General features: G+C 60.9%; 23 protein-coding genes and 1 pseudogene. 10 read left to right on the forward strand and 14 right to left on the reverse strand.

Annotation, left to right across the window (positions count from 1 at the left end; translation table 11 throughout):
• Nucleotides 1–111: 111 nt before the first annotated feature.
• Nucleotides 112–1239, forward strand: coding sequence for a DUF3182 family protein (locus tag PSTU_RS0109130; RefSeq protein ID WP_019340731.1), 1128 nt, complete (start codon nucleotides 112–114; stop codon nucleotides 1237–1239).
• On the forward strand, nucleotides 1223–1996 hold the full coding sequence (locus tag PSTU_RS0109135) for an alpha/beta hydrolase family protein (RefSeq protein WP_019340732.1): 774 nt from the start codon (nucleotides 1223–1225) through the stop codon (nucleotides 1994–1996). Before PSTU_RS0109130 ends, PSTU_RS0109135 begins: the two co-directional genes overlap by 17 nt.
• On the opposite strand, the gene PSTU_RS0109140 is transcribed toward PSTU_RS0109135, so the two are convergent.
• From PSTU_RS0109140 to PSTU_RS0109160, 5 genes are read right to left on the reverse strand one after another with little or no spacing between them, the layout of a single operon-like run.
• Nucleotides 1993–3018, reverse strand: coding sequence for an ion transporter (locus PSTU_RS0109140; protein ID WP_019340733.1), 1026 nt, complete (start codon nucleotides 3016–3018; stop codon nucleotides 1993–1995). The genes PSTU_RS0109135 and PSTU_RS0109140 overlap by 4 nt on opposite strands.
• A complete protein-coding gene (locus tag PSTU_RS0109145) occupies nucleotides 3011–3601 on the reverse strand; it encodes a cob(I)yrinic acid a,c-diamide adenosyltransferase (protein ID WP_019340734.1) in 591 nt (196 codons plus the stop codon). Before PSTU_RS0109145 ends, PSTU_RS0109140 begins: the two co-directional genes overlap by 8 nt.
• Nucleotides 3602–3615: 14 nt before the next feature.
• Nucleotides 3616–5631: a sensor histidine kinase gene (locus tag PSTU_RS0109150; protein ID WP_019340735.1), complete on the reverse strand. Its 2016-nt coding sequence runs from the start codon at nucleotides 5629–5631 to the stop codon at nucleotides 3616–3618.
• 42 nt (nucleotides 5632–5673) lie between these two features.
• A complete protein-coding gene (locus PSTU_RS0109155; RefSeq protein WP_019340736.1) occupies nucleotides 5674–6591 on the reverse strand; it encodes a putative 2-dehydropantoate 2-reductase in 918 nt (305 codons plus the stop codon).
• The gene (locus PSTU_RS0109160; protein WP_019340737.1) at nucleotides 6591–7556 is read right to left on the reverse strand and encodes a response regulator; all 966 of its coding nucleotides are present in this window, start codon (nucleotides 7554–7556) and stop codon (nucleotides 6591–6593) included. The genes PSTU_RS0109155 and PSTU_RS0109160 overlap by 1 nt, the downstream gene beginning before the upstream one ends.
• A gap of 141 nt (nucleotides 7557–7697) precedes the next feature.
• Between PSTU_RS0109160 and PSTU_RS0109165 the strand changes: the two genes are divergently transcribed.
• The gene (locus PSTU_RS0109165) at nucleotides 7698–8177 is read left to right on the forward strand and encodes a YajQ family cyclic di-GMP-binding protein (protein ID WP_019340738.1); all 480 of its coding nucleotides are present in this window, start codon (nucleotides 7698–7700) and stop codon (nucleotides 8175–8177) included.
• Between the two features lie 87 nt (nucleotides 8178–8264).
• The gene (locus PSTU_RS0109170; RefSeq protein ID WP_019340739.1) at nucleotides 8265–9089 is read left to right on the forward strand and encodes a mechanosensitive ion channel family protein; all 825 of its coding nucleotides are present in this window, start codon (nucleotides 8265–8267) and stop codon (nucleotides 9087–9089) included.
• 41 nt (nucleotides 9090–9130) lie between these two features.
• Here the strand turns inward: PSTU_RS0109170 and PSTU_RS0109175 are convergent, their stop codons facing one another.
• Nucleotides 9131–10831, reverse strand: a complete 1701-nt coding sequence (locus PSTU_RS0109175; RefSeq protein ID WP_019340740.1) for an AmpG family muropeptide MFS transporter — start codon at nucleotides 10829–10831, stop codon at nucleotides 9131–9133.
• A gap of 36 nt (nucleotides 10832–10867) precedes the next feature.
• Complete coding sequence (locus PSTU_RS0109180; RefSeq protein ID WP_019340741.1) at nucleotides 10868–11239, reverse strand: MGMT family protein; 372 nt, start codon at nucleotides 11237–11239, stop codon at nucleotides 10868–10870.
• Between the two features lie 129 nt (nucleotides 11240–11368).
• Between PSTU_RS0109180 and PSTU_RS0109185 the strand changes: the two genes are divergently transcribed.
• A complete protein-coding gene (locus PSTU_RS0109185) occupies nucleotides 11369–12385 on the forward strand; it encodes a DUF481 domain-containing protein (protein WP_029404692.1) in 1017 nt (338 codons plus the stop codon).
• Nucleotides 12386–12441: 56 nt separating this feature from the next.
• Here PSTU_RS0109185 and PSTU_RS0109190 read toward each other — a convergent pair whose 3' ends face one another.
• Nucleotides 12442–13200 carry an SDR family oxidoreductase gene (locus tag PSTU_RS0109190; protein ID WP_019340743.1) on the reverse strand — a complete coding sequence of 253 codons (759 nt, stop codon included), beginning with the start codon at nucleotides 13198–13200 and terminating at the stop codon, nucleotides 12442–12444.
• 99 nt (nucleotides 13201–13299) lie between these two features.
• Here PSTU_RS0109190 and PSTU_RS0109195 point away from each other — a divergent pair, with 99 nt between their 5' ends.
• The 5 genes from PSTU_RS0109195 to PSTU_RS0109215 all read left to right on the forward strand — a co-directional run bounded on the left by PSTU_RS0109195 (nucleotide 13300) and on the right by PSTU_RS0109215 (nucleotide 17280).
• Nucleotides 13300–14004, forward strand: coding sequence for a HugZ family protein (locus tag PSTU_RS0109195; protein ID WP_019340744.1), 705 nt, complete (start codon nucleotides 13300–13302; stop codon nucleotides 14002–14004).
• A 121-nt stretch (nucleotides 14005–14125) separates the two neighbouring features.
• A complete protein-coding gene (locus tag PSTU_RS0109200) occupies nucleotides 14126–14590 on the forward strand; it encodes an FxsA family protein (RefSeq protein ID WP_019340745.1) in 465 nt (154 codons plus the stop codon).
• A gap of 252 nt (nucleotides 14591–14842) precedes the next feature.
• Nucleotides 14843–15136 (forward strand): co-chaperone GroES, encoded by a 294-nt coding sequence (locus PSTU_RS0109205; protein WP_019340746.1) that lies wholly within the window; start codon nucleotides 14843–14845, stop codon nucleotides 15134–15136.
• A 57-nt stretch (nucleotides 15137–15193) separates the two neighbouring features.
• On the forward strand, nucleotides 15194–16843 hold the full coding sequence (gene groL, locus PSTU_RS0109210; RefSeq protein WP_019340747.1) for a chaperonin GroEL: 1650 nt from the start codon (nucleotides 15194–15196) through the stop codon (nucleotides 16841–16843).
• A 206-nt stretch (nucleotides 16844–17049) separates the two neighbouring features.
• Entirely contained in the window at nucleotides 17050–17280 is a 231-nt protein-coding gene (locus tag PSTU_RS0109215; protein WP_019340748.1) for a hypothetical protein, read from the forward strand.
• Between the two features lie 43 nt (nucleotides 17281–17323).
• Here the strand turns inward: PSTU_RS0109215 and PSTU_RS0109220 are convergent, their stop codons facing one another.
• The 6 genes and pseudogenes from PSTU_RS0109220 to PSTU_RS0109245 form a co-directional block, all read right to left on the reverse strand.
• The gene (locus tag PSTU_RS0109220; protein WP_019340749.1) at nucleotides 17324–20389 is read right to left on the reverse strand and encodes a multidrug efflux RND transporter permease subunit; all 3066 of its coding nucleotides are present in this window, start codon (nucleotides 20387–20389) and stop codon (nucleotides 17324–17326) included.
• Nucleotides 20390–20416: 27 nt separating this feature from the next.
• Nucleotides 20417–21559: an efflux RND transporter periplasmic adaptor subunit gene (locus PSTU_RS0109225; RefSeq protein WP_019340750.1), complete on the reverse strand. Its 1143-nt coding sequence runs from the start codon at nucleotides 21557–21559 to the stop codon at nucleotides 20417–20419.
• A gap of 276 nt (nucleotides 21560–21835) precedes the next feature.
• Nucleotides 21836–22187: pseudogene (locus PSTU_RS0109230) on the reverse strand (methyl-accepting chemotaxis protein); the annotation flags it as partial.
• Between the two features lie 49 nt (nucleotides 22188–22236).
• Nucleotides 22237–23331, reverse strand: a complete 1095-nt coding sequence (locus PSTU_RS0109235; protein ID WP_019340751.1) for a DUF1513 domain-containing protein — start codon at nucleotides 23329–23331, stop codon at nucleotides 22237–22239.
• A 2-nt stretch (nucleotides 23332–23333) separates the two neighbouring features.
• Nucleotides 23334–24407, reverse strand: a complete 1074-nt coding sequence (locus PSTU_RS0109240) for an imelysin family protein (protein ID WP_019340752.1) — start codon at nucleotides 24405–24407, stop codon at nucleotides 23334–23336.
• 41 nt (nucleotides 24408–24448) lie between these two features.
• On the reverse strand, nucleotides 24449–25864 hold the full coding sequence (locus PSTU_RS0109245; RefSeq protein ID WP_019340753.1) for a di-heme oxidoredictase family protein: 1416 nt from the start codon (nucleotides 25862–25864) through the stop codon (nucleotides 24449–24451).
• Nucleotides 25865–26019 lie beyond the last annotated feature (155 nt).

Raw genomic sequence — 26019 nt, forward strand, 5'->3', positions numbered from 1 at the left:
CAGGGTCTATCTGATTAGACCGGAGCCGCTTTGGCTCGGGTGATAACAAGCGAAACGGGCGGCTATCGACCGCTCGCCGTGCATGTACCAGCAGTCCATGGAGCGAGCTCAATGATCGATGCGGATGCGCCGCAAATGCCCCGCGGGGCGGTAGTGACACTGGCCAACCGGTCTAAAGATCCTAAACATGAAAGGGCCGTGCATGAGCATCTGGCCAAACGTCTGGCTACAGTTAAAGGCCTGGCCTTTCTCGGTGAGTTCGACAGAACCATCGAGTATTCACACCCGCTGTATTTCTTGCCCTCTGGCACCATTATCGGCACAGACGCGGCCCGTGAGTTGGGCCTCGCTGATGAAGAGGACCTGTTCGGCGGCGTGGTGCCTCAGGCGTTCATTGAAACCAAGGCCATCACGCATCCCCTGGTGCGGCCGGATGCGGATGCCCCGTTTGGCTGGTCTCGCGACTTTGCCGCCCGGGTCACCGGCAGCGTGCTTCCAGGCTACAGCGTGTTTTCGCTTGAAGATGCCCGCGAAGCCGGGCGACGGTTGTTGCACGAAGGTTCATTGAGGCTGAAGCCGGTTCGGGCCACGGGCGGAAGAGGGCAGGAACGCATCAATACCGAGCAGCAGCTCGATCACGCCTTGGAACACGTTGATGTAAAAGAGATGGCCCAGTACGGGCTGGTACTCGAGGCCAACCTGGAGCATGTGACGACTTTCAGCGTTGGACAGATTCGGGTGGCGGGGCGAACTCTCAGTTACTACGGCACCCAGCGGCTGACGCCTGACAATTCCGGCGAGATGGTTTACGGCGGCTCGGACCTCGTTGTATCCGACGGTGACTTCGAGGCCTTGCTCAGGCTCGATCTGCCGGAAAAGGTCCGACTGGCCGTTACGCAGGCGCAGGTCTACGACGATGCCGCCTCGGCGTGCTTCCGGGGCTTTTTCGCGTCCCGTCGTAACTACGACATCGCTCAGGGAATGGACGGTCGCGGTCGTGCTTGTTCGGGGGTACTGGAGCAGTCTTGGCGGGTCGGTGGCGCAAGTGGCGCTGAAATAGCCGCGCTTGAAGCATTCATAGGGGGCAAAAGCGGTGCAGTGCGAGCCTCGACCGTTGAGATTTATGGTGCGTCACAGGCCGTCCCGTCCGATGCGACCGTATTATTCCGAGGCGAAGATACCGAGGTCGGTTTCATCACCAAATACGTAACGGTAGAAGATTATGGCGACCCAAAGTGAATGCATAGACATCCTTGTCGATGACGAACACATTGCCGGTACTTTCCTGTCACCCCCCACCAAGCTGCCTGGCGTGTTATTCGTACATGGCTGGGGTGGAAGCCAGGAGCGCGACCTGGCCAGAGCTCGCGGTATCGCGGGCCTGGGTTGCATATGCTTGTCTTTTGATCTGCGCGGCCATGCCTTGACGCTGGCGCAGCAGCAAACCGTGACCCGCGAGCAGAATCTGAACGATCTGCTCGCGGCCTATGATCTTCTGGCACAGCACCCCAATATCGACCCCTCGGCCATTGCTGTGGTGGGGACCAGCTACGGTGGCTACCTGGCCGCACTGCTCACCGCGTTACGGCCGGTAAAGTGGTTAGCCATGCGGGTGCCAGCACTGTATGGCGACGATGATTGGATGGTGCCCAAGCGACAGTTGAACCGTGACCTGCTCAATCAGCTGCGCGGCCGACGTGTCGTACCTGAAGAAAACCGGGCACTGGCCGCTTGCGCCGACTTTCGCGGCGACGTGCTGATCGTCGAGTCTGAGCACGATCATCTGGTTCCACACAGCACCATCATGAGTTACCGCGCCGCCTTCCATCAGACGCACTCGCTGACGCACCGGATCATTCTCGGCGCCGATCATGCGCTGACCAGCGATTGCTGCCAGAAGGCCTACACCGACATCCTTGTCAACTGGGCGACCGAGATGGTGGTCGGGGCTCGACTTGATCAGCGGGAAGGGCTTGCCGCGGCAAATCGTAACTAGCCTGGCGGCGACGGTGGCTGAACGGGGCCGACGAACCGGCTCCAGCGGCGGTCTAGCACCTGCTGTTTAAGCACCTCGATGACGTCCACCAGCAGCTCTTCGAGCGCCAAGTCGGTGTCTTCGTCCTGGTAAACCCAGGCCTCGAAGAACTCATCCGCCAGGTTTCGTGCGAGTCGCTGGAACTGCGGGCTCTGGAGTCCTTCGGCACCGCCTTGAAGAAGCTGCGCAGCAATGTCGGCGAGCGCTTCATCCAGGGTGTCGGCGACTCGTCCACCCAAAGGCAGACGACGCAACCGGATCACCTCGGGGTTGTTCAGCAGCGCCTGGTGGATCAGTCCGCCCACATAACCTTCGATGGCGCCGCGATTATCCCGGTAACCGCTCTCCAACATACTGTGCATGCGGCGAGAAAGATCGTTGAGCAATCGCTCCTTACGCGGCCTGACCACCTCCTGCAGCAGCCGGCGGGAGAGGTCGTCACTGGCCCCGATCTCCTGCTGCATGCGGCTGAACAGCCGAACCATGACGCGATCGGACAGCTCCTCGAGCAGGAGCAGGTAGTAGCGATTGAGCAGACCGAACACCGCCCAGCGCCGCATGTCGATCAGCCCCAGTCGTTGCAGGCGGATCAGCAGGCTGCCGACGCGCAGCACCCGCAACCAGCGGAAGCCGCTCAACGGAATGCAGCCGAGCACGTCATACCAGTGAGCGAAGGGATAGTAGTACCAGCGGGCGTAGCGGCGTTCGAACAGTGCGACGGTCCAGCCCAGCAGCACATCGAAGATGAATATCGCGACAAAGGCGAGGTCGATGTGCTGGAAGTTCTGGTGAATCAGCGTGTCGTAGCGTTGATGCAGGACAGGAGTCCATTCGGCCAGTGCGTCGTTGATCGGCTGCAAGATGAACAGGCTATCGAACAGGATCAACCCAAGGTTGATGCACACCAGCAGGACGATCAGGACTTCCCACGCCGCATGCATCCCGTCGATGACGCGTTCGCGCCGCCGCGCTTGTTCAGCCATCGGTCTTGGTGGGTGCGTCGGCAGCGTACCAGAGAATTTCGGCGCAACCCTGACGTCGTGCGATCAGCCGGGCCACCACGAAAAACAGATCCGAAATCCGATTGAGATAAGCCAGGCCGACCGCGCGCAGTGGCTCGATTGCGTTGAGCTGCTGGCAGCGGCGCTCACTGGTACGCGCCATGCTCCGGCACAGATGGGCCAGGGCAATCAGTCGCGAGCCCCCCGGCATGATGAAATCTTCCAACGGGCCGAGCTCTTGATTCCAGTGGTCGATTGCCGCTTCCAGCCGCTCGACCTCGGCCGTCCTCAACGCTTGATACTCGGGCATCGCCAACTCGCCACCCAAGTCGAACAGGCGATGCTGGCATGGGCTCAACACCTCGATCAGCTCGGCCAGTTGTGGCCAGCGGACCTGGCCTTCGGCGAGCTCCGCCAGCAGCAGGCCGAGTTGGCTGTTGAGAGTGTCAATTTCGCCCATTGCCTCGATTCGCGGATGATCCTTGGGCACACGGCGGCCATCGGCCAAGCCGGTTTCGCCGGCATCACCGGTACGGGTGTAGATTTTCGAAAGTCGGTTGCCCATCGGGATTCCTTGATTCAGCTATTGGTGGGTTCACTAGGTGATGTCAGCGGCAGGCGCAGGGTAAAGCAGGTGCCCTGATCCGGCCTGGATTGCACTTCCATCTGGCCCTTGTGATTGTTGGTGATGATGAAATACGAAACGGAAAGCCCCAGCCCGGTTCCCTGACCCACTTCTTTGGTGGTGAAAAACGGCTCGAAGATTCGCTTGCGGATCGGTTCCGGAATGCCGCCGCCGTTGTCTTCGACCTGAATCTCGGCCCAGGGTGGGTTCAGGCGTGTGCGCAGCGTGATCTGCCCGTGGGCTCGCTCCGGTTTCTGATGAATGGCCTGTGCGGCGTTTTTCAGCAGATTCAGTAATACCTGCTCGAGTTCGTTGCCGATGCAGGGCACCCGGTCAATCTGCGGATCGAAATCACGGACGATTTCGATGGCGCGAAAATCGAAGCCTTCGATTAGTGCGAAGTCATTGCCGGCGATTTCCAGCGCTTGGTCGATCAGCACCGCCAACTGACATTCCGCCAGTTGGCGGTTGCTGAGCCGGGTGAAGGTGAGCATGTGGCTGACGATCTTGGCTGCACGCGAGCCTGCCTGCTGAATGCCGTCGAGCAACTGCGGTATTTCGCGTCGCTGCAGGTACTGGTTCACCGCTTCCAGCAAAACGCCGGTTTCATCAGCGGCTTCCCGGTTGCGCTCCAGATCAGGGGAGAGACGTCGGCGAATGTTCTGTGCGTTGTGCAGGATGGCGCCGAGCGGGTTGTTGATCTCATGCGCCATTCCGGCGGCGAGGCTACCAACCGAGAGCATCTTCTCCGACTGCACCATGATCTCTTCCATGTTGATGCGGTCGGTGATGTCGTCGATACGGATCACCACGCCGCGCCCGCCGCCGCCCATCAGGGGATACAGCGTCAACGCGTAATGCCGAGGCTCGTCATTGAAGGCCCAGGTGACGCGTTCGATCTTCTCGACCTGGTGATGTTCGGATGTCCGGCGGATCTGCGCGAGGAACGGACGCAGCGGTTCGAAGGCGATGAATACCGGCTGGTTCAGCGCGTCGTCGATGGATGTTCCGGATAGCGCACTGGCCTGTTGGTTCCACTGGGTCACATAGAGCTGTTCGTCCAACGCAATGAGCACCGAGGGCATCGAGTCGATGATGCTGTTCAGGTAGTTCTGGAAGCCGGTGAGCTTCTTTTCGATCTTGCTGCGAACCTGGACTTCCAGTTCCAGCTTTCGGTTGGAATGGCGGGTTTCCTCGGCCAGGCCCTGGGCATGATCGAAGGCTTCCTGGGCATCGTCGCGGGCGCGCTTGAGCTGTTGCTCGCGAGCCTCCATGCGCGACAGCATGGTGTTGAACGCATCGGCCAGGTGGCCGATTTCGTCCTGGTTTTTCGGTGTTGCCCGCAGAGAATAGTCCTCATCGCGGGTCACCTGACGGGACAGGGCTTCCAGGTCGCGGATCGGCCGGGTGATCAGGCGGCGAATCTGCCGGGCCACCAATACCCATAACAGCAGACTGGCCAGCAGGATCGCGAGACTGGCGGTCAAGGTACCGGTGTAGAACGCGCCTGGCAGTTCGCTGCTGGCGACGATCAATAGATGACCTGGTGGCCCCGCGGCCTGGGGCAGTTCGATCAGCAGGTTGGCGCGCATCTCGCCGTTCTGCCACGCAGGCAACTCGTCTACCTGCTGCGGCAAGTCCAGCGGATCGCCACGATACAGTTCCGCCAGGCTGCGCCCGGTGCGGTCATAAACCACGGCGGCCCGCAGCGGTGCATAGTCGTTGAGTTTCCCCAGCAGCTCTTCAGCCGCCGCTTTTGATTGCAGGGCCCGATGGCTCAGCTCGGGCGTGGCGAACAGCGCACCGAGCGTATGCATTGCCTGGGGCGCGACGCTCTGTCGCGAGATCCAGTAGGCCGCGCTGATAAAGGTCAGATTGGAGATCAGCAGCAAGGTTGCCAGCAGCACGAGCAGAGCGATAAGCAGCTTGCGGCCGACCGGAAGATTTTCGAGGCGCTGGCGCAGGGTCATGGCAGGTACGGGCGAAGGGTGTTCGTGCAGGGTAGCGGTGGCTCAGTCGGCGGGCAATCCGTGACGGCGCAGGAGCGTCTGGAGCCGGTCGAGCAGTTCGTCCAGCCCCGGTGTTGCCAAACCATGCTGGCGCGCGGCTCGACAAGCCTGGCCCAGCAAAAAGCCTACTTCGGTCCGGCGTCGGCTTTGTACGTCCTGGTGCATTGAGGAGTAGTTCTGTGCGGTCGCCTCGATGATACGCAGGACTTCCGCTTCGAGCCCATCGGCGGCCTCTGGCTGGTCGCAGGCCCGTAGCACCTCGCTGAGCTCGCAGCAGAGCCTGTGCAGGAGTTCGGGGTGATTCAACAGCTCACCGTTGCGGCAATCATTCAGCACGCTAAGCGGGTTGATCGCGCAATTGATCGCCAGCTTGCGCCAGAGCTTGTCCATGATGTCGTCGGCCCAGCTGTATGGAATGTCAGCCATGTCCAGATCAGCAAGCCACGGCGGCGCTTGGCGCTTGAGCGGGTCGCCGAGCCAGTTCTGCCCGCGGCCGGCATGTACGATTCGAAAGTCGGCCTGACGATAGGCCCCTTCGGTACTGGAAATGAAGATGCAGCGGCTATCCGGCCAACGTGTGGCGATGGCTTGCTGGCTGCCCAGGCCATTTTGCAGAAGCAGGATTTCCGAATGTTTAGCAAGGCGCGGTGCAACTTCCGTGATGGCGGCTTGCGCATCATAGGCTTTGCAGGCAACCAGCAGCCGTTCGATAGGTGCCTTGGCCTCTGGTAGTTCCGCGGGTATCGGATAGAGACGGCTCGCACCGTTCTCGATCAGCGCAAGACCTCCGACGCTGCGGTACTCGGCAAGCCGTTGCCGATTGCGCAGGACCAGATGCAGCGGCACGCCCGCGCGAAACAGTCGCGCCGCCCACAGCCCGCCCAGGCTGCCGGCGCCAAGTACGTGCCAAGTCCCAGCCATCAAGCGGGCTGCTTGTAGCGCAGAGGCACGATGCGCCCTGTGGCGTAGGCGTCAGGCAGTAATGATCCGGCCTGTGCGATAACCTGCTTGGGATCGACCGGTAACGCGCTGGCGTCGAGGCTAACCATCGCGATGCCGGCCTTGATCGAAATGAAGCCCTCGTCGGTCTTGAACGGCTTGAGGTTGAGTCCCTCGTGGAGTCGCTTGAAACTGCTCGGAGAGCAGCCGCGTAAGTCATCAATCAGGGTAAGCACGCCGAAATGGCGATCGTCCAGGCGGGTGAGCACGTCGAGCGGGCGTACTAGCTGTTGAAGCCGCCGTGCGACACCGCGCAGCAGGTCCTGATGAAACTGTTCCCCGTAGCGTTCCCGCTGGCTGTTGATCTCCGGCAAACCGATAAGCAAGTGGCACAGCGCACCGCCACGGCTTTCGATCTGGCGCAAGCTGTCGCCAAGTCGCTGATGGAGGTAGCGGCTGTTTCCCAGACCGGTGATCGGGTCGATCAGGTTGCGTTTCTCCAGACTCGCGATATTTTCGGTCAACAGGCGATTCTCCCGCATCAGCCGCTGCAGTGAGCCGCAAAGCCGGTCGGCCGCAAACACCCTGGGCACGAGCTGGTCGTTCATCACCGACTTGCCGATGAAGTCATCCACGCCGTGATCGAACGCCTTGCTCAGCACGTCTTGGCCGTCGCGTCCGGTCAGGAGAATGATGTAGGTGTAATGGTCGGACATCTCGTCCTGCTGGCGGACCTGAGCCGTCAGCTCCAGGCCGTCCATTTCCGGCATCAGCCAATCGGCGAGCAGAACATTGGCGGGGCGTTGCTCGATCAGCTCCAGCGCCGCGCTGGCACTGTTGGCGAAACGAATGTCTTCGTACCCGGCCTTGCTGAGCGCGCGACCTATCATCACGCTGGAGAACTTGGCGTCGTCTACCACCAGGATGCTGAGTTGGGGGTTGGGCATTCAGGGGCTCGGAAAAAGGAGAGGACTGCAACAGGGTTCGAAGGGCCCGGGCAGCGCGAACAGTTATAATGATGGCGCATTTGAACCGTCAAGCTAAGCGCGCTGGGTCACACCTCGCGCCGTTTCCAAAGGAGGAAGCCCATGCCCTCATTCGACGTGGTGTCCGAACTGGACAAACACGAAGTAACCAACGCGGTAGATAACGCTGTCAAGGAGCTCGACCGGCGCTATGACCTGCGTGGTAAAGGCAGTTTCGATTTCAAGGAACTGACCATCAATCTGACCGCCGATGCAGATTTCCAACTGGAGCAGATGCTGGAAATCCTCAAGTTGAGCCTGGTCAAGCGCAAGATCGATATCCAGTGTATGGAGCTGAAGGACCCCTATCCGTCGGGCAAGACCGTCAAACAGGAAGTGGTGCTGCGAGAGGGCATCGACAAGGAGCTGGCTAAGAAGATCGTCGCCTACATCAAGGAGGCCAAGCTGAAGGTGCAGGCCGCTATTCAGGGGGAGCAGGTACGTGTGACCGGCAAGAAACGCGACGACCTGCAGGAAGCGATCGCCCTGCTGCGCACCAAGGATTTCGGGATGCCGTTGCAGTTCAACAATTTCCGCGATTGATCACCCCGCGCACGTCCGCGTGCCACTTTCCGCATTAGCCGAGCGCCTGTAGCCGGGACGCTCGGTGTCCCAAGGAGACTCCTTTCAATGGATTTCAGTGTCGATTATCTGGTCGAGCTTTCCGAGGCCTGGTTGCCTGTTGTCATTCAATATGGTGCGCAAGTCACGCTGGCACTTTTCACCTTTCTCATCGGCTGGTGGCTGATCAACAAGCTCGTCGGCAAAGTAGGCAGCGTATTGAAGCGCCGCCAGGTCGACCCTTCGTTGCATGGCTTCATCGAAAGCCTGGCTGGCATCATCCTCAAGGTCCTGCTGCTGATCAGCGTTGCGTCGATGATCGGCGTGGAGACCACATCGTTCATTGCGGTGATCGGTGCCGCGGGCCTTGCGATCGGCCTGGCGCTGCAGGGCAGCCTGGGCAACTTTGCGGGCGGTGTGTTGATCCTGATCTTTCGCCCGATCCGCGTTGGCGAGTGGATCGAAGCTCAGGGTGTGGCCGGCACTGTGCATTCGATTCAGATCTTCCACACGGTTCTCAAGTCTGCCGACAACAAAACCATCGTCGTGCCCAACGGCAGCCTCTCGAATGGCCATATCACCAACTACTCCCGCGAACCGCGACGTCGCGCGGACATCAATATCGGCATCGATTACAGCGCCGATATCAAGCTCGCGCGCAAGATCCTGCTGGAGATCGCTGAAGATGAGCGCGTGCTACGCGATCCTGAGCCGGTAGTTCATGTGGTCGCACTGGCTGACAACTCGGTGAATCTGTCGCTGCGGGTGTGGGTCGCTACGGGCGACTTCTGGCCAGTGACCTTTGGCTTTACCGAACTGGTGAAGGAGCGCTTTGACGCAGCCGGGATCGGCATTCCGTTTCCGCAGCGCGTGGTGCATCTGGTACAGCGCTGATCTGCGACGCAAAACGAAAGCCGGCTGACGCCGGCTTTTCATTAGCTCTGCTCGGTTGAGGATATCGGCTCGGCGCCGCTTGGCTGCTGACGGTTGCGTGTCCATTGCCAGACAATCAGAACCAGCGTCGGGATACCGAGCAACGCGGTCACAAAGAAGAAGTTGCTGTAACCGAGTTGCTCGACCATCACGCCTGAATAACCGCCCAATAGCCTTGGCAGCAACAGCATCAGCGAGCTGAGCAGGGCGTACTGGGTGGCAGAAAACTTCAGATTGGTCAGGCTCGACAGGTAAGCGACGAATGCGGTCGAAGCCAGCCCGCCGCTGAAGTTATCGCAGGAAATCGTGACGATGAGCATGTTGAGGTTGGCGCCCATTTCCACCAGCAACATGAACATGAGGTTGGTCGCAGCCGATGCGACACCACCGATGAACAGAATCGGCAGAATGCTGAATCGCACGATCAGCAAGCCGCCAAAGGCAGCGCCGAGCAAGGTCATGATCAAGCCAAACAGCTTGCTAACGCTGGCGATCTGATCCTTGCTGAAGCCCTGGTCGATATAAAAGACGTTGGCCATGACCCCCATGACCGTATCTGACATCCGGTAGGTGGCGATCAATCCAAGCAGCAACAGCGCCTGCCAGCGGTAGCGCATGATGAAGTCGGTGATGGGCGTCAGCACCGGGCCCATCAGAATCCGGCCGGGGCCTGAAAGGCAGCCCCAGCAGATCAGCAGGTACATGGTGCCGCGTGGCCAGTAGCCGCCCCAATAGGACTGGAACATGCCTGTGGTCGACACCATGAGGATGATCAGCACGATCACCGAGACCGCTTGATGAACGAAGTCGAAGCGTGCCGGGCGTTGGCGTTGGCCAGCCTGGTGGAGCATCTGGCGCACCGGGACCATCAGCGACCGCCCCCAGGGTGACAGCGAACCGATGATAAACAGCAAGTACAGCGTTGCCCGTGGCCAGGCCTGGGCAATCAGGGCGTTGATCATTGCCGGAACGGAAATCAGCAGTACCAGCAACAGGCCGACTGCAGCCATCTGATGATTGAAACTGAATTTGGACGGCTCGTGCGGCAGCGGTGCGGCCCCTTGGGGCTCGGGGATCAACAGGCTGGTCACAAGGCCTGGGAGGATGAGAAGGGCGAAGGCGATATAGGTCGTGGCCCAGGCGGCTTGGCTGTATTCGACGTTGCTGGAGCCCAGCCACTCGGCCAGGAAAAGTGCACCGGCGCTGGCCAGCAGCATGGCGATGCGGTAACCGGTCATGTAGCTCGCGGCCAGCGTGGCCTGCAATTTGTCCTCGGCGATTTCCAGCCGATAGGCATCGATGGCGATGTCCTGCGTCGCCGAAGCGAAAGCCACCGTTACGGCGAGCGCGATCAACATGGTCAGGTTCTGTTGTGGATTGCACATGGCCATGCCGATCAGGCCGATGGCAATCACCGCCTGCGATAACACCAGCCACGAGCGTCGCCGGCCGAGCCCGCCGATCCAGGGTAGCCGCCACTGGTCGAGCATCGGCGACCAGACCCATTTGAATGCATAGGCGAGGCTGATCCAGCTGGCAAAACCGATGGTCTCGCGAGACACACCAGCCTCGCGCAGCCATACAGACAGCGTGGAAAACACCAGGATCGCAGGAAGCCCGGCAGCGAAGCCAAGGATCAGTAGAGTCAGTGAGGCTGGGCTGGCGTAGGCGGCTAGCGCGGCGCGCCAGGTTTCACGGGACATAAAGGAAGATCAGGGACAGAACATGAAGCGCGCACTCTACCCGCTGTGCTCCGCCGAATGCCAGCCGTGCCGACGTATGTCGACGCGGCCGTTGATCACCTGCACACCCTCGGCGCGAAGTCGCGCACGTTGCTCGTCACCAGAAAGGGTGCCAGCGGCCAGGCTCAGGCGGCCGCCCGCACCCATCACTCGGTGCCAGGGCAGGCGCGTATCGTCCGGTAACTGCGACAAGACCCGGCCGACCCAACGTGCTGCGCGCCCGAGCCCGGCTACCGCGGCAAGTTCGCCGTAGCTGGTGACCTTGCCTTCCGGGATCTGCGCCAACGTCAGATACAGCGCCGCGCGTCGGGCTTCGGCATCACTGGTGCGAAGGTCGCTGTGCAGTGCGCCAGCGGGATGGGGCGTCATGAAAGGGCTCCATTGGTAATCAGATTGATGATGACGCGAGGCTCCGTTTAGCGGCCAACGCTTGTTGTCTTCGGTGGCATAAGGATAATGCCTGCCTTTCTCGTTTACCCCACAGACATCTTATTGCCTATGTTCTTCCGACCGCTCTCTCGCAGTTTGCTCTGCGTAACGCTTTCGACGCTCACTCTGCCGACCTTTGCCGATACCGTGTGGCTGAAAAATGGTGATCGCCTGACCGGCAAAATCAGTGTGCTCGACGGCGGCAAGCTGCTCATCGAAACCGAGTATGGCGGTTCCATTCCGGTGAAATGGAGCCAGGTAGCGACTCTGGAAAGCAACCAGCAACTGCTGGTCAAGGAAGACGATGTGACCGGCGAGGTCGCAAAATCGTTGCAAGCGGCTGGCGACGGCATGGTTACCCTGAGCAACGGTGGGGCGCCGCGTACGGTCCCGCTGAAATCGATCACACAGATCATCCATCCGAAGCCAATCATTCAGGACCTGACCTGGAAGGGCAACGTCGATATGGCGCTGGACTACAAGCGCGCCGAAACCGACACCGATGATTACGACATCTCGTTCAAGACCTCGGCGCGCCATGGTCTCTGGCGTCACAACGGTTCTGGCGGCTACAACCGTGAGTACCGCGACGGCGTGACGGCCACCGATAACTGGGAAGCCGAATATGCGCTCGACCGCTTCCTCGATGAGCACTGGTTCTGGCAGGGGCGCCTGGAGTACAGGCGTGACAAGATCGAGGACGTGCGCCGTCAGCGCACCATCGGTACCGGTCCGGGTTACCAGTTCTGGGACAACGAACTGGGTGCCTTCTCGCTGGCATCACTGGCCAACCGCAGCGACTACGAGTTCGCCAGCGGCAACACGGAACAATTCTATTCGTTGGCGATGAAGTGGAATTACAACCGTTACCTGGTGGGCAAGACCTTCGAGATATTCAGTAATGGTGAGATCGGCAAACCATTGGAAAACGTCGCCGACTATCAGTTGGACGCGGAAATGGGACTGCGCTACAAGGTGACCGACTGGGCGTCGCTCAATATGAAGGCCGAGAAAGACATCGTCAGCGGCGCAGAGAGCGATCTGGACGAAACCCGTTACAGCATCGGGTTCGGTGTGGGCTGGTAAGGCTCGTGCGTAATTGACCGGGCGCAGAGTGCGCCCGGTTCTGTTTCTGCTGTCCCTTACAGGCGCAAGCCTCCATCGAGCTCCAGAATGCGTCCGGTGTAGTAGTCGTTCTCGAATATGTAGGCCACCGAATGGGCGATCTCCTGGGGTTTGCCCAGGCGCTTGAGCGGGATCCCTGCAGTCATTTTTTCCAGCGCTTCGGGTTTCATGCTGGCGACCATCTCGGTCTCGATGAAACCGGGTGCAACACCGGCGACGCGGATGCCGTAGCGTGCCAGCTCCTTCGCCCACACTACGGTATCTGCAGCGACGCCAGCCTTGGCGGCCGAATAGTTCGCCTGGCCCATGTTGCCGGCGCGGGATATCGAGGAAATGTTGATGATCGCGCCCTGGCGCTTCAACTCGATCATCTTCGCCGCAACCTCGCGGGTGCAGAGGAACACGCCGGTGAGGTTGACATCGATTACCGCCTGCCACTGGGCCAAGCTCATCTTCGACAGTTCGCCGTCCTTGAGTTTGATGGTCAACCCGTCACGGAGGATGCCGGCATTGTTGACCAAGCCGTCCAGCCCGCCAAAATCTTCGCTGACCTGGCTCACCATATGGCCGACCTGCTCTTCGTCGGCGACATTGCACAGGTAGGCGCGTGCATCACCGCCGGCGCTCTTGCAGGCTGCGACCGCTTCGTCCAGCCGCTCCTGGTTGAGGTCGACCAGTGCCAGACGGGCGCCCTTGCTGGCGAGGTATTCGCCCATTGCCCGGCCGAGCCCTTGGCCACCACCAGTAATGATGATGACCTTGTCTTTCAGCTGCATGTCCATCTCCTCATCTATACCAGCGGGCGTCGATAAACGACGTCCGCTGACGAAACCGTTATGCTGATGCCCTGCCGAATTGCCTCTTGAGGAACTCCCGTGAGCGTTCAAGCCGCCAAGCATGCCCGACAACTCCTGCTCAAGGAATACCGCGGCGTGCTCTCGACTCACTCCAAGGCCATGCCCGGATTTCCCTTTGGCTCAGCGGTCCCATACTGCTTGGGCGAAGAGGGCTGGCCGCTGATCCTGATCAGCCGGATCGCCCAGCACACCAAGAATCTGCAGGCAGACCCACGCTGCTCGTTGTTGGTCGCTGAACGTGGCGCCGAGGATGTGCAGGCAACCGGCCGTCTCACCCTGCTGGCTGAGGCGGTGCAACTCACGGCCGAAGCCGCGGTCGAGGCTGCGGCCGAGCGTTACTACCGCTATTTCCCCGAATCGCGCGATTACCACCTCGTCCACGATTTCGACTTCTGGGTGCTGCAACCGGTGCGCTGGCGCTACATCGGAGGCTTTGGTGCGATTCATTGGCTGGAACAGGTGGCATTGGCCAACCCCTTTGCGCGTACAAACGGGGGCGAGGGTGAGATGCTCGACCATATGAACCAGGACCATGGCGCGGCGATTGCTCACTACGTGCAGGTGGCCGGCCTGCCGTCTGACCCGACGGCACGCATGGTCGGCATCGACAGCGAAGGCTTTCACCTGAGCATCGGTCAGAGTATTCACTGGCTGGCATTTGCCGATAGCTGTACCAGCCCAGGCTCCGTGCGTCAGGCTCTGGTGGAAATGGCGCGGCGCTGACTTCGCACAAGCGCAAGCGTGAATAATCCGGTTACAGCCTGTTCCCCCGATGGGTTGAATTCACTGCAGCCCGCCGTCATCTACACGAGATCGGAAGCCGTTCTTCCGCCAAGGATTATCGATGCGAATTTTCTTACTGCTGTTTCTCCTGTTCCCGCTGGCCGAGCTGGCGTTGCTGATCAAGGTTGGCGGCTCTATCGGCGTGCTGCCGACCATTCTGCTGCTGGTCATCAGCGGCATGGCCGGTATTCTGCTGATGCGCCTCGCCGGTTTCGCCACGGCTTGGCGTGCGCGTGAGCGTCTGGCCCGCGGTGAATTGCCGGAACGGGAAATGCTCCAGGGCTTGATGATGGCGGCGGCCGGGGGCCTGCTGTTCCTGCCCGGGTTTCTCAGCGATGTCGTCGCGCTGCTGGTGCTCTTCCCGCCGACACGCAAATTGTTCCTTGGCTTTGTCGGACGCCGCGTAGAGGCGCAGGCACAGCGTAGACGAGCCTTTGCCGATGACCTGCGCCAGCGTCAGGAAGGTCGAGATGGCCCGCAGCGCCCGAACGTCATCGAAGGCGAGTGGGAGCGCCGCGACAAATAATTACCGCTCCTGTCGCGAAGGCATGGCTCGGCATGCCTTTTTTATTGTCGTCAAATGCAAAAAATCCTCACCATCGCCCTTGAAATCATTTTCCGCGCCCGCATGTAGCGGTCACCGCAAGGTCGCTGTCGCGATTTGACAGTCCGTCTTCTGCGGCTCGCATTGCGCGCCGCAACCGGCAACGCCGGATTTGCCCAACCCGCCGATGAGAATGCATCGGCATGGAAACCACTGTACTAGGAGAGATCGACAATGAAGCTTCGTCCTCTACATGACCGCGTCGTGATTCGTCGCAGCGAAGAAGAAACCAAAACCGCAGGCGGCATCGTGCTGCCGGGCTCCGCTGCCGAGAAACCCAACCGTGGCGAAATCGTCGCTGTCGGCACTGGCCGCGTTCTGGACAACGGCGAAGTCCGTCAGCTGGCCGTCAAGGTTGGCGACCAGGTCGTATTCGGCCCTTACTCCGGCAGCAACACCGTTAAGGTCGACGGTGAAGACCTGCTGGTGATGAGCGAGAACGAAATCCTCGCCGTCGTAGAAGCCTGATCAGCGCTCGCTTACAGCGAACAGCGTTCCATCAACAGAATTTGAGGAAGAATCAACATGGCTGCTAAAGAAGTTAAATTCGGCGATTCCGCCCGCAAGAAAATGCTGGCAGGCGTCAACGTCCTGGCTGACGCGGTAAAAGCGACCCTCGGCCCGAAAGGCCGCAACGTGGTTCTGGAAAAGAGCTTCGGCGCTCCGACCATCACCAAGGATGGCGTTTCCGTTGCTAAGGAAATCGAGCTGAAAGACCGCTTCGAAAACATGGGCGCGCAGCTGGTCAAGGACGTTGCCTCCAAGGCCAACGACGAAGCCGGTGACGGCACCACCACTGCAACCGTTCTGGCCCAGGCCATCGTCAACGAAGGCCTGAAGGCAGTCGCTGCCGGCATGAACCCGATGGACCTCAAGCGCGGCATCGACAAGGCGACCATCGCCGTTGTCGCCGAGCTGAAGAACCTGGCCAAGCCATGCACCGACTTCAAGGCCATCGCCCAGGTCGGCACCATCTCCGCCAACTCCGACAGCTCCATCGGCGCCATCATTGCCGAAGCCATGGAAAAAGTTGGCAAGGAAGGCGTGATCACCGTTGAAGAGGGCTCGGGCCTGGAAAACGAGCTGTCCGTCGTAGAAGGCATGCAGTTCGACCGCGGCTACCTGTCCCCCTACTTCATCAACAAGCCGGACACCATGGTGGCCGAGCTCGACAGCCCGCTGCTGCTGCTGGTCGACAAGAAGATCTCCAACATCCGCGAACTGCTGCCGGTTCTCGAAGCCGTTGCCAAGGCTGGTCGTCCGCTGCTGATCGTGGCTGAAGACGTTGAAGGTGAAGCGCTGGCGACCCTGGTCGTTAACAACATGCGCGGCATCGTCAAGGTCGCGGCCGTCAAGGCACCTGGCTTCGGCGACCGTCGCAAGGCCATGCTGCAGGACATCGCTATCCTGACTGGCGGCACCGTGATTTCCGAAGAAGTCGGCCTGAGCCTGGAAACCGCTACCCTGGAGCACCTGGGTAACGCCAAGCGCGTTGTGCTGAACAAGGAAAACACCACCATCATCGATGGTGCTGGCCAGCAGGTTGACATCGAAGCGCGCGTTGCGCAGATCCGCAAGCAGGTCGAAGACACCACGTCCGACTACGACAAAGAGAAGCTGCAAGAGCGTCTGGCCAAGCTGGCTGGCGGTGTTGCTGTGATCAAGGTCGGTGCCGGTACCGAAGTCGAGATGAAAGAGAAGAAGGCCCGCGTCGAAGACGCCCTGCATGCTACCCGTGCAGCCGTCGAAGAAGGCGTGGTTCCTGGCGGTGGCGTTGCCCTGGTGCGCGCGCTGCAGGCCATCTCCGAGCTGAAGGGCGAGAACGAAGACCAGAACGTCGGTATCGCGCTGCTGCGTCGCGCTGTAGAAGCACCGCTGCGTCAGATCGTTGCCAACGCCGGTGGCGAGCCGAGCGTCGTGGTCGACAAGGTCAAGCAGGGTGAAGGCAACTACGGCTTCAACGCTGCTTCCGACACCTACGGCGACATGATCGAAATGGGCATCCTCGATCCGGCCAAGGTGACTCGTTCCGCACTGCAGGCTGCGGCCTCCATTGGCGGTCTGATGGTCACCACCGAAGCCATGGTTGCCGAGAGCATCGACGACAAGGCTGCTCCAGCCATGCCGGACATGGGTGGCATGGGCGGTATGGGTGGCATGGGCGGCATGATGTAAGCCAGCCTGTCCCCTCAAGAGCCCCGCCTAATGCGGGGCTTTTTTATGCGCGTTGCGCCGCCGGCCAAGCCCCAAGGGGTGAGAGCTGGCGCGCGCATGAGCGCGGCCCTCCGTTCAACATCGGCCATCGGTCATTTTTCTCGGCGCCCGGTCAATTGGTGAACTATGGTGATTTCTCGACTCACCAAATAACAAGGGCTTGCGCAATGAAACTTGAAATTGCACGAGGTGTGTTTCTGGTCGGTGCACTGGGTGTCGCGTCGCTCTGTGCGACCGCATGGAGTGAGCCGAATGCCAAAGTCGTCGCGCGAAGCGATCTCAGCAGCCATTGCTCGGTCCCGCGCGTCGCCCGCGCCGCTCTTTCAGAGTCGCGACCCGATCAGGACTTGCTGTTGCTCATGTATGGGCTTTCCCAGAGCTTGGTAGGGCGCAGCTGAGCAGCGCGCTAGCGCTGATTCGAGTCCTGCTTCCATTCCTTGCTTAATGCCCGGGTGACGGATGCGCGCTCGTATTCGGGGCTGTCGCCCGGTCCGGGCTTGCCAGTGCCGTATACACAGCCGGTAGCACGAACAGCGTGAACAGGGTGCCCACTGTCATGCCTGTGGCGATCACCAGGCCGATGTCGAAGCGACTCACCGCTCCGGCACCGCTGGCCAGGATCAAAGGAACCATGCCGAATACCGTTGCTGCGGTTGTCATCAACACCGGTCTGAGTCGGATTGCGGCGGCTTCCTCAACTGCTTCACGGCGGCTCAGCCCCCGATCTCGACGCAACTGATTGGCAAACTCGACGATCATGATGCCGTGCTTGCTGATCAACCCGATCAGCGTCACCAGTCCGACCTGCGTATAGATGTTCATGCTCGACAGGCCGAGGAACAGCGGAACCAGCGCGCCGCAAACAGAGAGCGGCACGGTCACCAGGATCACCAGCGGATCGCGGAAGCTCTCGAACTGTGCCGCCAGCACGAGAAAAATGACTGCCAACGCAAGTGCAAAGGTCGTGTACAGCGCATTGCCTTCCTGAATGTACTGGCGCGATGCGCCTGCGTAATCAAAGGTGTAACCCTGCGGCGCTTCTTCCAGCGCAATGCTGCGCAGCGTGTCGATGGCCTCGCCCATGCTGACGATCGGAAAGCCCTGGATGGTCGCTGCGTTTAGCTGCTGAAACTGGGTCAGTTGGGTCGGTCGGGCGCGGTCATGAACGGTGATCAGGGTGGACAGGGGCAGCATCTCGCCCTGATCGTTCTTCACGTAGTAATTGCTCAGCCAGCCTGGATTGTCCCGGTAGGCCTGCTCTACTTGGGCAATTACCTTGTAGCTGCGACCCTCGATGGTGAAGCGGTTGATCTCGCTTTCACCCAGCAAGGTGGCCAGCGTCACACCGAGATCTTCCATGGTGACGCCCATCTGCGCGGCTTTTTTGCGGTCGATATCGATGACGATTTCCGGTTTGTCGAACGCCAGGTCCACATCGAGAAACGCGAACTTGCCGGAGGCCTGGGCTTTTTCCTTGATTCGCTCGGTGACCTGCAGAAGTGACTCGTAATCGTTAGCCGTATTGATGACAAATTGGAACGGCAGGCCTTCACCGGTTCCGGGTAGCGATGGCAGGTTGAAGCCAAAGACCTGCAGACCCGGAATCTGATCGAGCTTGGCCTGCACTTCTGGGAGCACTTCCATCTGGGTACGCTCCCGCTCGTCCCAGGGCGTCATCAGGAAGCCGCCAATCCCGCTTTGTACACCGTTGAAGCCATTGATCTGGAACCAGGAGTAGTACTCGGGGAACGACTCGAAAATCTCCAGGAACTGATCGGTGTAGGCGTTGAGGTAGTCGAGATTCGCCGTCTGCGGTGCGCTGGCCATCATGAAGATGATGCCCTGGTCTTCCTCCGGCGCCAGCTCGCTTTCGGTGAACTTGAGCAGCAGCGGAATCAGCCCGAGTACGATCAATGCGAATACCAGTACCACCGGGCGTGTGTTCAGTGTGCCGTGCAACGCACGCTGATAACGCGTCTTCAACCGGTCGAAAAGCTGGTCAAGGCGGTGCGCCAGGCCGGTCGGGTTTTCTTCGTGGCGCAGCAGGCGGGAGCACATCATCGGCGACAGGGTCAGCGCGACCACGCCGGAAATCAGCACGGCGCCGGCCAGGGTCAGGGCGAACTCCTGGAACAGCGCGCCCGTCAGTCCCTGCAGAAAGCCGATCGGTGCATAGACCGCGGCGAGGGTGACGGTCATGGTGACGACCGGCATCGCGATTTCTCTGGCGCCGTCGATCGCTGCCTGAAAGGGCGTTTCGCCGTCCTCGATATGTCGGTGGATATTCTCCACCACGACAATTGCGTCATCCACGACCAGGCCGATCGCCAGCACCATCGCCAGCAGTGTCAGCAGGTTGATCGAATACCCCATGGTCTGCATGAAGAACAACACGCCGATCATCGAGAGCGGGATGGTCACCACGGGGATCAGTACTGAGCGTACTGAACCGAGGAACAGGAAAACCACTACGATGACGATCACCACCGCTTCGGCGAGGGTCTTGACTACCTCATCGATGGAGGCCTGGATGAACCGCGTTGCGTCATAGGCGATGGTGACTTTCAGGCCGGGTGGCAATTGCGATTCGATCTGCGGCATTACTGCTCGCACCTCGCTGATGACATCCAGCGGGTTGGCGCTCGGCGTGCCCTTGACGCCGATATAGACCGACGGAATCCCGTCGAACGAGCTGATCGCGTTATAGCTTTCGGCGCCCATCTCGACGCGCGCTACATCACCGAGCAGCACACGGCTATCGCCCTGGGTCTTCAGGGGGATCGCGGCAAAAGCTTCGGGGGTCTTCAGTTCGGTATCGGCGTTGATGCTGGTGACAACGTACTGGCCCTTCACCTCACCGGCGGCGGACAGGAAGTTGTACTTGCGCACCGCCTCGTTCACGTCGCTTGCAGAGAGGCCGTACGCGGCGAGTTTGACCGGGTCCAGCCAGAGGCGCATGGCGAACACCTGGTTGCCGAGAATCTCCGCCTCGGCCATGCCGGGCAGGGTGGCCAGCTTCGGCTGGATGACCCGCGACAGGTAATCGGTGATCTGCGGGTTGCTCAGCTGCTCGCTATAGAAGCTGATGTACATGAGCGCTGTGGAGTCGGCCGCCTGCTTGTTCAGTACCGGGTCTTCCGCGTTCTGTGGCAGCTGGTTCTTGACCGAGTTGGCCTGGCTCAACAGCTCGGTATAGAGCCGATCGGTATCGGCGCCAATACGCGCATAGACCGAGATGATCGAGACGTTCTGCTGGCTGACCGATGTCATGTAGTCCACGCCTTCGGCGCTGGCCAGGCTCTGTTGCAGGGGCTGAGTGATATAGCCCTGGATCGTCTCTGCGTTGGCGCCGGGGTAGGCGGTGGTCACCGTGATCAGCGCGCTTTCCATTTGCGGGTACTGACGGATCACCAGACTGTTGAATGCCTGGAAGCCGAGCAGCACCAGCAGCAAGCTGATTACACTGGCCAGCACCGGGCGGCGGATAAATGGATCGGTAAAAGCCATGCGCTCTGTGTCCCTTTGATCGACGTCTCAGCGAGCCTCGGATTCGAGTTCGAGGGTGCGCTTTTCGGCAATGGCGACGTGGGCGCCAGTATCCAGCTTGAGTTGTCCCGCAATGACCACCTGCTCGCCTGCCTCGAGCCCCTCGAGGATCACCACGCGGCCGTCGCGCCGCTCTCCGGTTTTGACGAAGCGCCGCTCGACGACCAGATAGGGCTCGTCGGTCTCGGTCGCCGTGGTGCCTTCTTCGGGTTCGGGAGGCTGGCCTTCTTTCACCACCAGTACCGAGTTGCCGTACAGGGTGTAGGTGATCGCGGTTTCCGGTACCACGACCCGGAGTTCGTCGCTAGGCAACAGCACCTGCAGGTCGGCGAACATACCCGGCAGCAGGCGCTCGCCTGGGTTGGCCAGCTCCGCGCGGACCTGCACGTTGCGGGTTGTGATCTCGACCTTGGGGTTCAGGGCGACGATACGGCCCTCGAACTGCTCATCGGGGAAAGCCGCTACCTGCACGCGCACGGGTTGATCGATGGCGAGCAACGGCACGTGTTGTTCGGCCAGGTAGAAGTCGACGAACAGCGTCGACAGGTCCTGCAGCGTGGCTATCGGCGTACCGGCTGCGACGTAGTCACCGACGTCAACCTGACGGATCCCGATGGTCCCGGAGAAGGGTGCCAGAATGCGCTTTTTCGCCAGGCTGGCCTTCAATTGGGCGACTGTGGCGTCGGCTTTCTGCGACTGGGCATTGAGCCGATCGAAATCGCTGCGTGAAATGGCCTTCCCCTCGATCAGGCTGCGTGCTCGCTGAAATTCCACCTTTGCCAGATGCAGATCCGCTTCCGCCGCGGCCAGGCTCGCCTGTTCGATCTCGCTGTCGAGCAGCACGATGGGCTGCCCCTGCCGCACTTTTTCACCCGAGCGGAACTGCACGTCGCTGATGGTGCCGGCAATCTCAACCGAAAGGTCGATGCCCTGCGATGCGGTAAGCGTGCCTACGGCCGGAAGTCGACTCTGCCAGCGTTCCTTGCTGGAGGTGACCACTTCGACGTTGACCGGCGGCTTCGGCGCCTTGAACTGTTGGATCTGCGAGTAGATCGAGTTGAACTTGAAGGCGGCGAGGATCAATACCACGACGATCACCGCGCCAAGCATCAGCAGCATGCGGCGCAACATTTTCCGTATTCCTTGGAGTAATGAGCCGGCTGACATGACGATGCAACGACGCAGCCGTATCGAACACGCAAGCCCGGTCAGGCGCAGCTATGCGCCGACCTTGGCAGTGCAGAGGGAAAATGGACGTTAGCTGCGAACCGTGTGCAAGTAAAGTCGGATATCAGGCTTGGTCTGGGGCAGGGGACGGGGGCGTAAGCGGCGCTGCTCGCGCCAGGGAGCCCGGCTGAATCGACCAGCCGGCCCCGCGTGGGCGGGGCCGTTTGGTTGGGTTGAGCGTCAGCCTGCCAGGCGGTGAGTGACTTCGCTGAGCTGAGCGCAGAGCCCACGCAGATTCTGGCTGGCCTTCTCGGTGCGCTCGACGTTGTCCTGGTTGGTCGTGGCGATTGCGGTGGTTTCGGTGAAATTGCGCGAAATGTCTTCGGCCACGGACGTTTGCTCCTCAGCAGTCGTGGCGATCTGCCGGTTCATATCACGAATCGCCTCGACCTCCGGGGTGATGCGTTGCAGCATGCCACCGGCTTCCGTGACTTGTTCGACACCTTCATCGCTGCGGGCCCGACCATTTTTCGATCGCCCGTACGGCATCCACTGCGCCCGTCTGGACCGTGTCGACGATCTGGTGAATCTCGGGAGGGAGCAGTGGCTTTTCGGCCGCTTCCTTCGATACTTGAGCGGTTTCAGACCAGGCGCAGATGATTGTCCCAGAGCCCTGCTGGCAGCTGCAGAGGGGTGCTGACGAACGCCTTGCCGGTGCAGTCGACAAAGCGGCAGCGGCCCTGACCGGAGCTGACCACAAAGCCTTCTTTGACTGCCGCGACGCCGGCACAATCGGGCAGATGGATCTCCTCGCGCAGCGCCGCTGTGTCCAGGTCCCAGATAAACACCTTGTTGCCGCGCGGAGCCGTCACGGCCAGCAGGCGAAGGGTGTTGTTGATCGCCAGGCTGGCGGTGTACTGGTTCATGGTTTGGCGTTGCGCTTCGCCCAGCGGGAACGCCTGGAATGCCTGGCCGGGGCGCTTGATCGCGAGCAATGGCACCCGATCCATTGGGTCGCCTTCATACTGCTGGCCGGACACCACCGTGCCGTCAGCCGCCACTGCCAGGTGACGCACGCTGTTCATCCGTTCGGGCAACTGCTCCTTACTGATCAAGGTGCCATCGCGGCGCAACAGCACCAGGCTGGGTTCCATGGCGTGCAGATTCATCATCTGACGGCTGTCGGCTTCGGTGCGGATTCCGCCGTTGGCGACTACCAGCGTCTCGCCATCGGGCATCCACAGCAGTTGATGCGGGCCGATACCGTGGGTCGAGTGCTCACCGCTACGCACCAATTGACGGTTCTCGACACGGTAGACGCCGAGTACGCCGCGACCGGCTGCGGATGTATCGTTCTCGGTGGTGTAGAACCAGTCGCCACTGGCGTGAAAAACACCATGGCCATAGAAATGACGATCAGGTGGTGACGCCAGTACCTGCAGCAGCGCCCCGTCACGGCTGTCGATCAGATAACTCTCACGACTCGGGCGGCGCCCGACAAACACCGCAAGCGGCAGGTGCGGGTGCGCGTAGACATCGTGGCAGCGCTCGGCGACAGGCGTGGCGAAGACCTGACTACCGTCGAGGCGATAGCCGACCGCATAGTGGCGGCCATCGGCATCGTTTCGCGCCGATAGCAGCAACGGTTGTTCGGTTTGATGCGTCAGCGACCAGCCGCCAACAGCTGAAGCGGCCACGACAGCGCTACTGAGACCCAGGAAGGCGCGACGGTTCATGATCAATCTCCATCATGGGCATTGAAGCCGATCTGCACGCCAAGGGCGCGGGCCAGTTCGGTCTGGTGCAGGCGGTGCAAGGCATCGATGTCCTGATACAGCGCATCGAGACGCGTCCGACCGGCTTCGTCAGCTATCAACTCGCTGAACGGCAGCATGATGTCCTCCAGATGCTGGCGCGTGGTTTCGTAGGCAACGTCGATGCGCTTGGCCAGCTCAGCCTGCTCGGCCGGCACCAGCGCCTTCAGCCCGTTTCCATCGGTGCCCAGCCAGAGCCGTTGGGCACCGGCGAGTGCGGCATCGATACTGGGAAGCGTAGCGTCGCTGCGCCAGGCTTCGGCCTGGAACGGCTGCGGGAAGCCCTTGCTCTGGCGACCAAGCGGTGCGCCAAGCTTCTTCTTCAGGCCATCCAGTGCGGTGACCTGGACGCGCAGCAAATCAGCGATCGCTTCGGCTGATTCTGCGTAACGCGCGTTGGGAAACTCACTCAACTGGGCGGCCATGCCGTCCTTGGCTTCCCAGGCCTGCACGATATCGGCGGCGAGCTTCTGTTGATGCTCACCGATGGCTTCCAGTAGCGGGCAATAACGCGCTTTGGTCGCGCTATCGGTCAGGTCCACGGCCTTGTCGTAGAGCACGTATTCATAAGCAGACAAGCCCTGCAGGACGACACTGGCATTCTCCAGGTCGGCCTGGGTCAGCTGTGGCTTCTTTTTCAGCAATGCGGTGACCTGCCGCCCGACAAGGTTCTTCTTGTCAGGCCAGAACTGCACTTGCCAGGCCCGGTTGCCTTCACCCATCGGCCCGATCAGCAAGGGCTGCAAGCCCGCCCAGGCGAGCTGCGCCTGCAGGAACGCCTGGCGCGCATCGTTCAGCTCTTCATTGCCTGCACAAAAGGCGATGCCGCTGGCTGCCATGCGGCGGTTGGCTTCAGCCCAGTCGGTATAAGCCGGTAGCAGGACCTCGTTGGTCAGCGCCTGGCTTGTCTCCTGGTACGGATCGGATGGCGCACAGGCGCTTAGTAGCAGGCCCAGTGCAGTGGCGGTGGCGGCACGAAAAAATCGGTTGGGGTACATAGTGCTCCTCAGGGCTGGGCAAGGGTGCGTCTGGCTCGGCATTAAAGGGACCCGAGAAAAGCCAGCAGGGCGCTGCGCTCGTCACTGTCGAAGCCAAGTACGGTCTGCTTGGCGCGCTCGGCTTCGCCGCCGTGCCAAAGTATGGCTTCGAGCGGATTGCGAGCGCGACCGTCATGCAGCAGCTGGGTATGCCCACTGACAGCCTCGGTCATGCCGAGGCCCCAGAGTGGCGGGGTGCGCCATTCACGCCCTGTGGCCTCGAATTCCGGGCGATGATCGGCGAGCCCTTCGCCCAGGTCATGCAGCAGCAGGTCGGTGTAAGGGCGGATCACCTGGTTGGCGAGTTCGGGCTCGGCGGCATCGCCGGTGGTGAATTTGGGGACGTGACAGCTTTGGCAGCCTGCCCGATGGAACAGCGTCTTGCCCGCCAGGACCTGCGGGTCGTCGACGTTGCGCCGAGCCGGCACGCCAAGGTTGCGCGAATAGAACAGCACCAGCGACAGGATATGGTCGCTGACTTCGGTCTTGCCGCCGTCGGGCATCGCCAGGCAATCCGCCTGTGCTTGCGTGCAGCTGCTGCCGGACAACAGGCTGGTCGTCAGGCCCATGTCATTGAAAAAAGCGTCAGCGTTCTGCTGGTTCAGGTTCGGCTGTCCGGCTTTCCAGCCGAAGCGGCCCAGCGTGGTTTCGCGGGTAATCTGATCGAATACCCGGTTCGGGCGTCCGGAGATGCCATCACCGTTGCGGTCGTCCGGGTCGGCATTGGCGAGTATTGCCGCTTCCGGAATCGCTTCCAGCAGGCCGAGGCCGACCATTGCCGGCGCTACGCGGACGGAGAACAGCGTATCGGGATGCATCGGGCCGTAGCCCAGGTCGGTAATTTTCAGTTGCGGCGTTCGCAGTTCGACTTCGAAGCCGTCAGCGAAGCGCTCGGTATGGGTGCTGTAGCTGAGACGAACCTTGCCCTCGGGTGCGACCCCAGGAATCGCCATGTCCTGCAGTTGGCCACCATAAGTGGGTTCAGGTGCGATGCCTCGCTGATGGACCACCTCGGCGTGCTCCTCGCCTGCCGGGATCGACAGGCGCACCAGCATCGACACCGCATTGCCACGCTCGGCTTGCGCCGGATGCCCACGGCCGTCTTTGATATGACAGTTCTGGCAGCCGTTGGTGTTGATCAGTGGGCCAAGGCCATCGCGGGCCGTCGTCGAGGCGGGGGCGATGACCCAAGGATTGCGAAAAAAGCTGTTGCCGACACTGAAGTCCAGCCGGCGCATCGGTGACAGGTTGGCGGACGGCATCGAGAAGGCATTCTGATCGGACTTGATCACCGTGGCGCTCCCACCTGAAAGCGCCTCGTCAGGTTCTGCCTGTTCAAAACGTGGCGGATTCTCGTCGCAAGCCGTCAGGCCCAAGGCCAGTAGCACAGCAACGACAGGAGGGGAAAACGGACGCATCGGGAACCCAGAGCCTCTAAAAAGGCAGCAATATTAGCAGGCTACGAGTGGTTGAATAAGAGCAATTTGCATTTGGCGGGATGGCCGATTGGCCGGTCGGGCCATCGCATCGGGGGGGGCGGTGCAGCGGTGCCAGAGGGGGCGGCGTTGCGCCG

It is taken from the genome of Stutzerimonas stutzeri SDM-LAC (assembly GCF_000235745.1).
Lineage (GTDB): Bacteria > Pseudomonadota > Gammaproteobacteria > Pseudomonadales > Pseudomonadaceae > Stutzerimonas > Stutzerimonas stutzeri_H.

Coding starts and splice junctions, on each gene's coding strand:
- PSTU_RS0109130 (WP_019340731.1), top strand. CDS start 112: ATGATCGATGCGGATGCGCCGCAAATGCCCCGCGGGGCGGTAGTGACA.
- PSTU_RS0109135 (WP_019340732.1), top strand. CDS start 1,223: ATGGCGACCCAAAGTGAATGCATAGACATCCTTGTCGATGACGAACAC.
- PSTU_RS0109140 (WP_019340733.1), bottom strand. CDS start 3,018: ATGGCTGAACAAGCGCGGCGGCGCGAACGCGTCATCGACGGGATGCAT.
- PSTU_RS0109145 (WP_019340734.1), bottom strand. CDS start 3,601: ATGGGCAACCGACTTTCGAAAATCTACACCCGTACCGGTGATGCCGGC.
- PSTU_RS0109150 (WP_019340735.1), bottom strand. CDS start 5,631: ATGACCCTGCGCCAGCGCCTCGAAAATCTTCCGGTCGGCCGCAAGCTG.
- PSTU_RS0109155 (WP_019340736.1), bottom strand. CDS start 6,591: ATGGCTGGGACTTGGCACGTACTTGGCGCCGGCAGCCTGGGCGGGCTG.
- PSTU_RS0109160 (WP_019340737.1), bottom strand. CDS start 7,556: ATGCCCAACCCCCAACTCAGCATCCTGGTGGTAGACGACGCCAAGTTC.
- PSTU_RS0109165 (WP_019340738.1), top strand. CDS start 7,698: ATGCCCTCATTCGACGTGGTGTCCGAACTGGACAAACACGAAGTAACC.
- PSTU_RS0109170 (WP_019340739.1), top strand. CDS start 8,265: ATGGATTTCAGTGTCGATTATCTGGTCGAGCTTTCCGAGGCCTGGTTG.
- PSTU_RS0109175 (WP_019340740.1), bottom strand. CDS start 10,831: ATGTCCCGTGAAACCTGGCGCGCCGCGCTAGCCGCCTACGCCAGCCCA.
- PSTU_RS0109180 (WP_019340741.1), bottom strand. CDS start 11,239: ATGACGCCCCATCCCGCTGGCGCACTGCACAGCGACCTTCGCACCAGT.
- PSTU_RS0109185 (WP_029404692.1), top strand. CDS start 11,369: ATGTTCTTCCGACCGCTCTCTCGCAGTTTGCTCTGCGTAACGCTTTCG.
- PSTU_RS0109190 (WP_019340743.1), bottom strand. CDS start 13,200: ATGCAGCTGAAAGACAAGGTCATCATCATTACTGGTGGTGGCCAAGGG.
- PSTU_RS0109200 (WP_019340745.1), top strand. CDS start 14,126: ATGCGAATTTTCTTACTGCTGTTTCTCCTGTTCCCGCTGGCCGAGCTG.
- PSTU_RS0109205 (WP_019340746.1), top strand. CDS start 14,843: ATGAAGCTTCGTCCTCTACATGACCGCGTCGTGATTCGTCGCAGCGAA.
- groL (WP_019340747.1), top strand. CDS start 15,194: ATGGCTGCTAAAGAAGTTAAATTCGGCGATTCCGCCCGCAAGAAAATG.
- PSTU_RS0109215 (WP_019340748.1), top strand. CDS start 17,050: ATGAAACTTGAAATTGCACGAGGTGTGTTTCTGGTCGGTGCACTGGGT.
- PSTU_RS0109220 (WP_019340749.1), bottom strand. CDS start 20,389: ATGGCTTTTACCGATCCATTTATCCGCCGCCCGGTGCTGGCCAGTGTA.
- PSTU_RS0109225 (WP_019340750.1), bottom strand. CDS start 21,559: ATGTTGCGCCGCATGCTGCTGATGCTTGGCGCGGTGATCGTCGTGGTA.
- PSTU_RS0109235 (WP_019340751.1), bottom strand. CDS start 23,331: ATGAACCGTCGCGCCTTCCTGGGTCTCAGTAGCGCTGTCGTGGCCGCT.
- PSTU_RS0109240 (WP_019340752.1), bottom strand. CDS start 24,407: ATGTACCCCAACCGATTTTTTCGTGCCGCCACCGCCACTGCACTGGGC.
- PSTU_RS0109245 (WP_019340753.1), bottom strand. CDS start 25,864: ATGCGTCCGTTTTCCCCTCCTGTCGTTGCTGTGCTACTGGCCTTGGGC.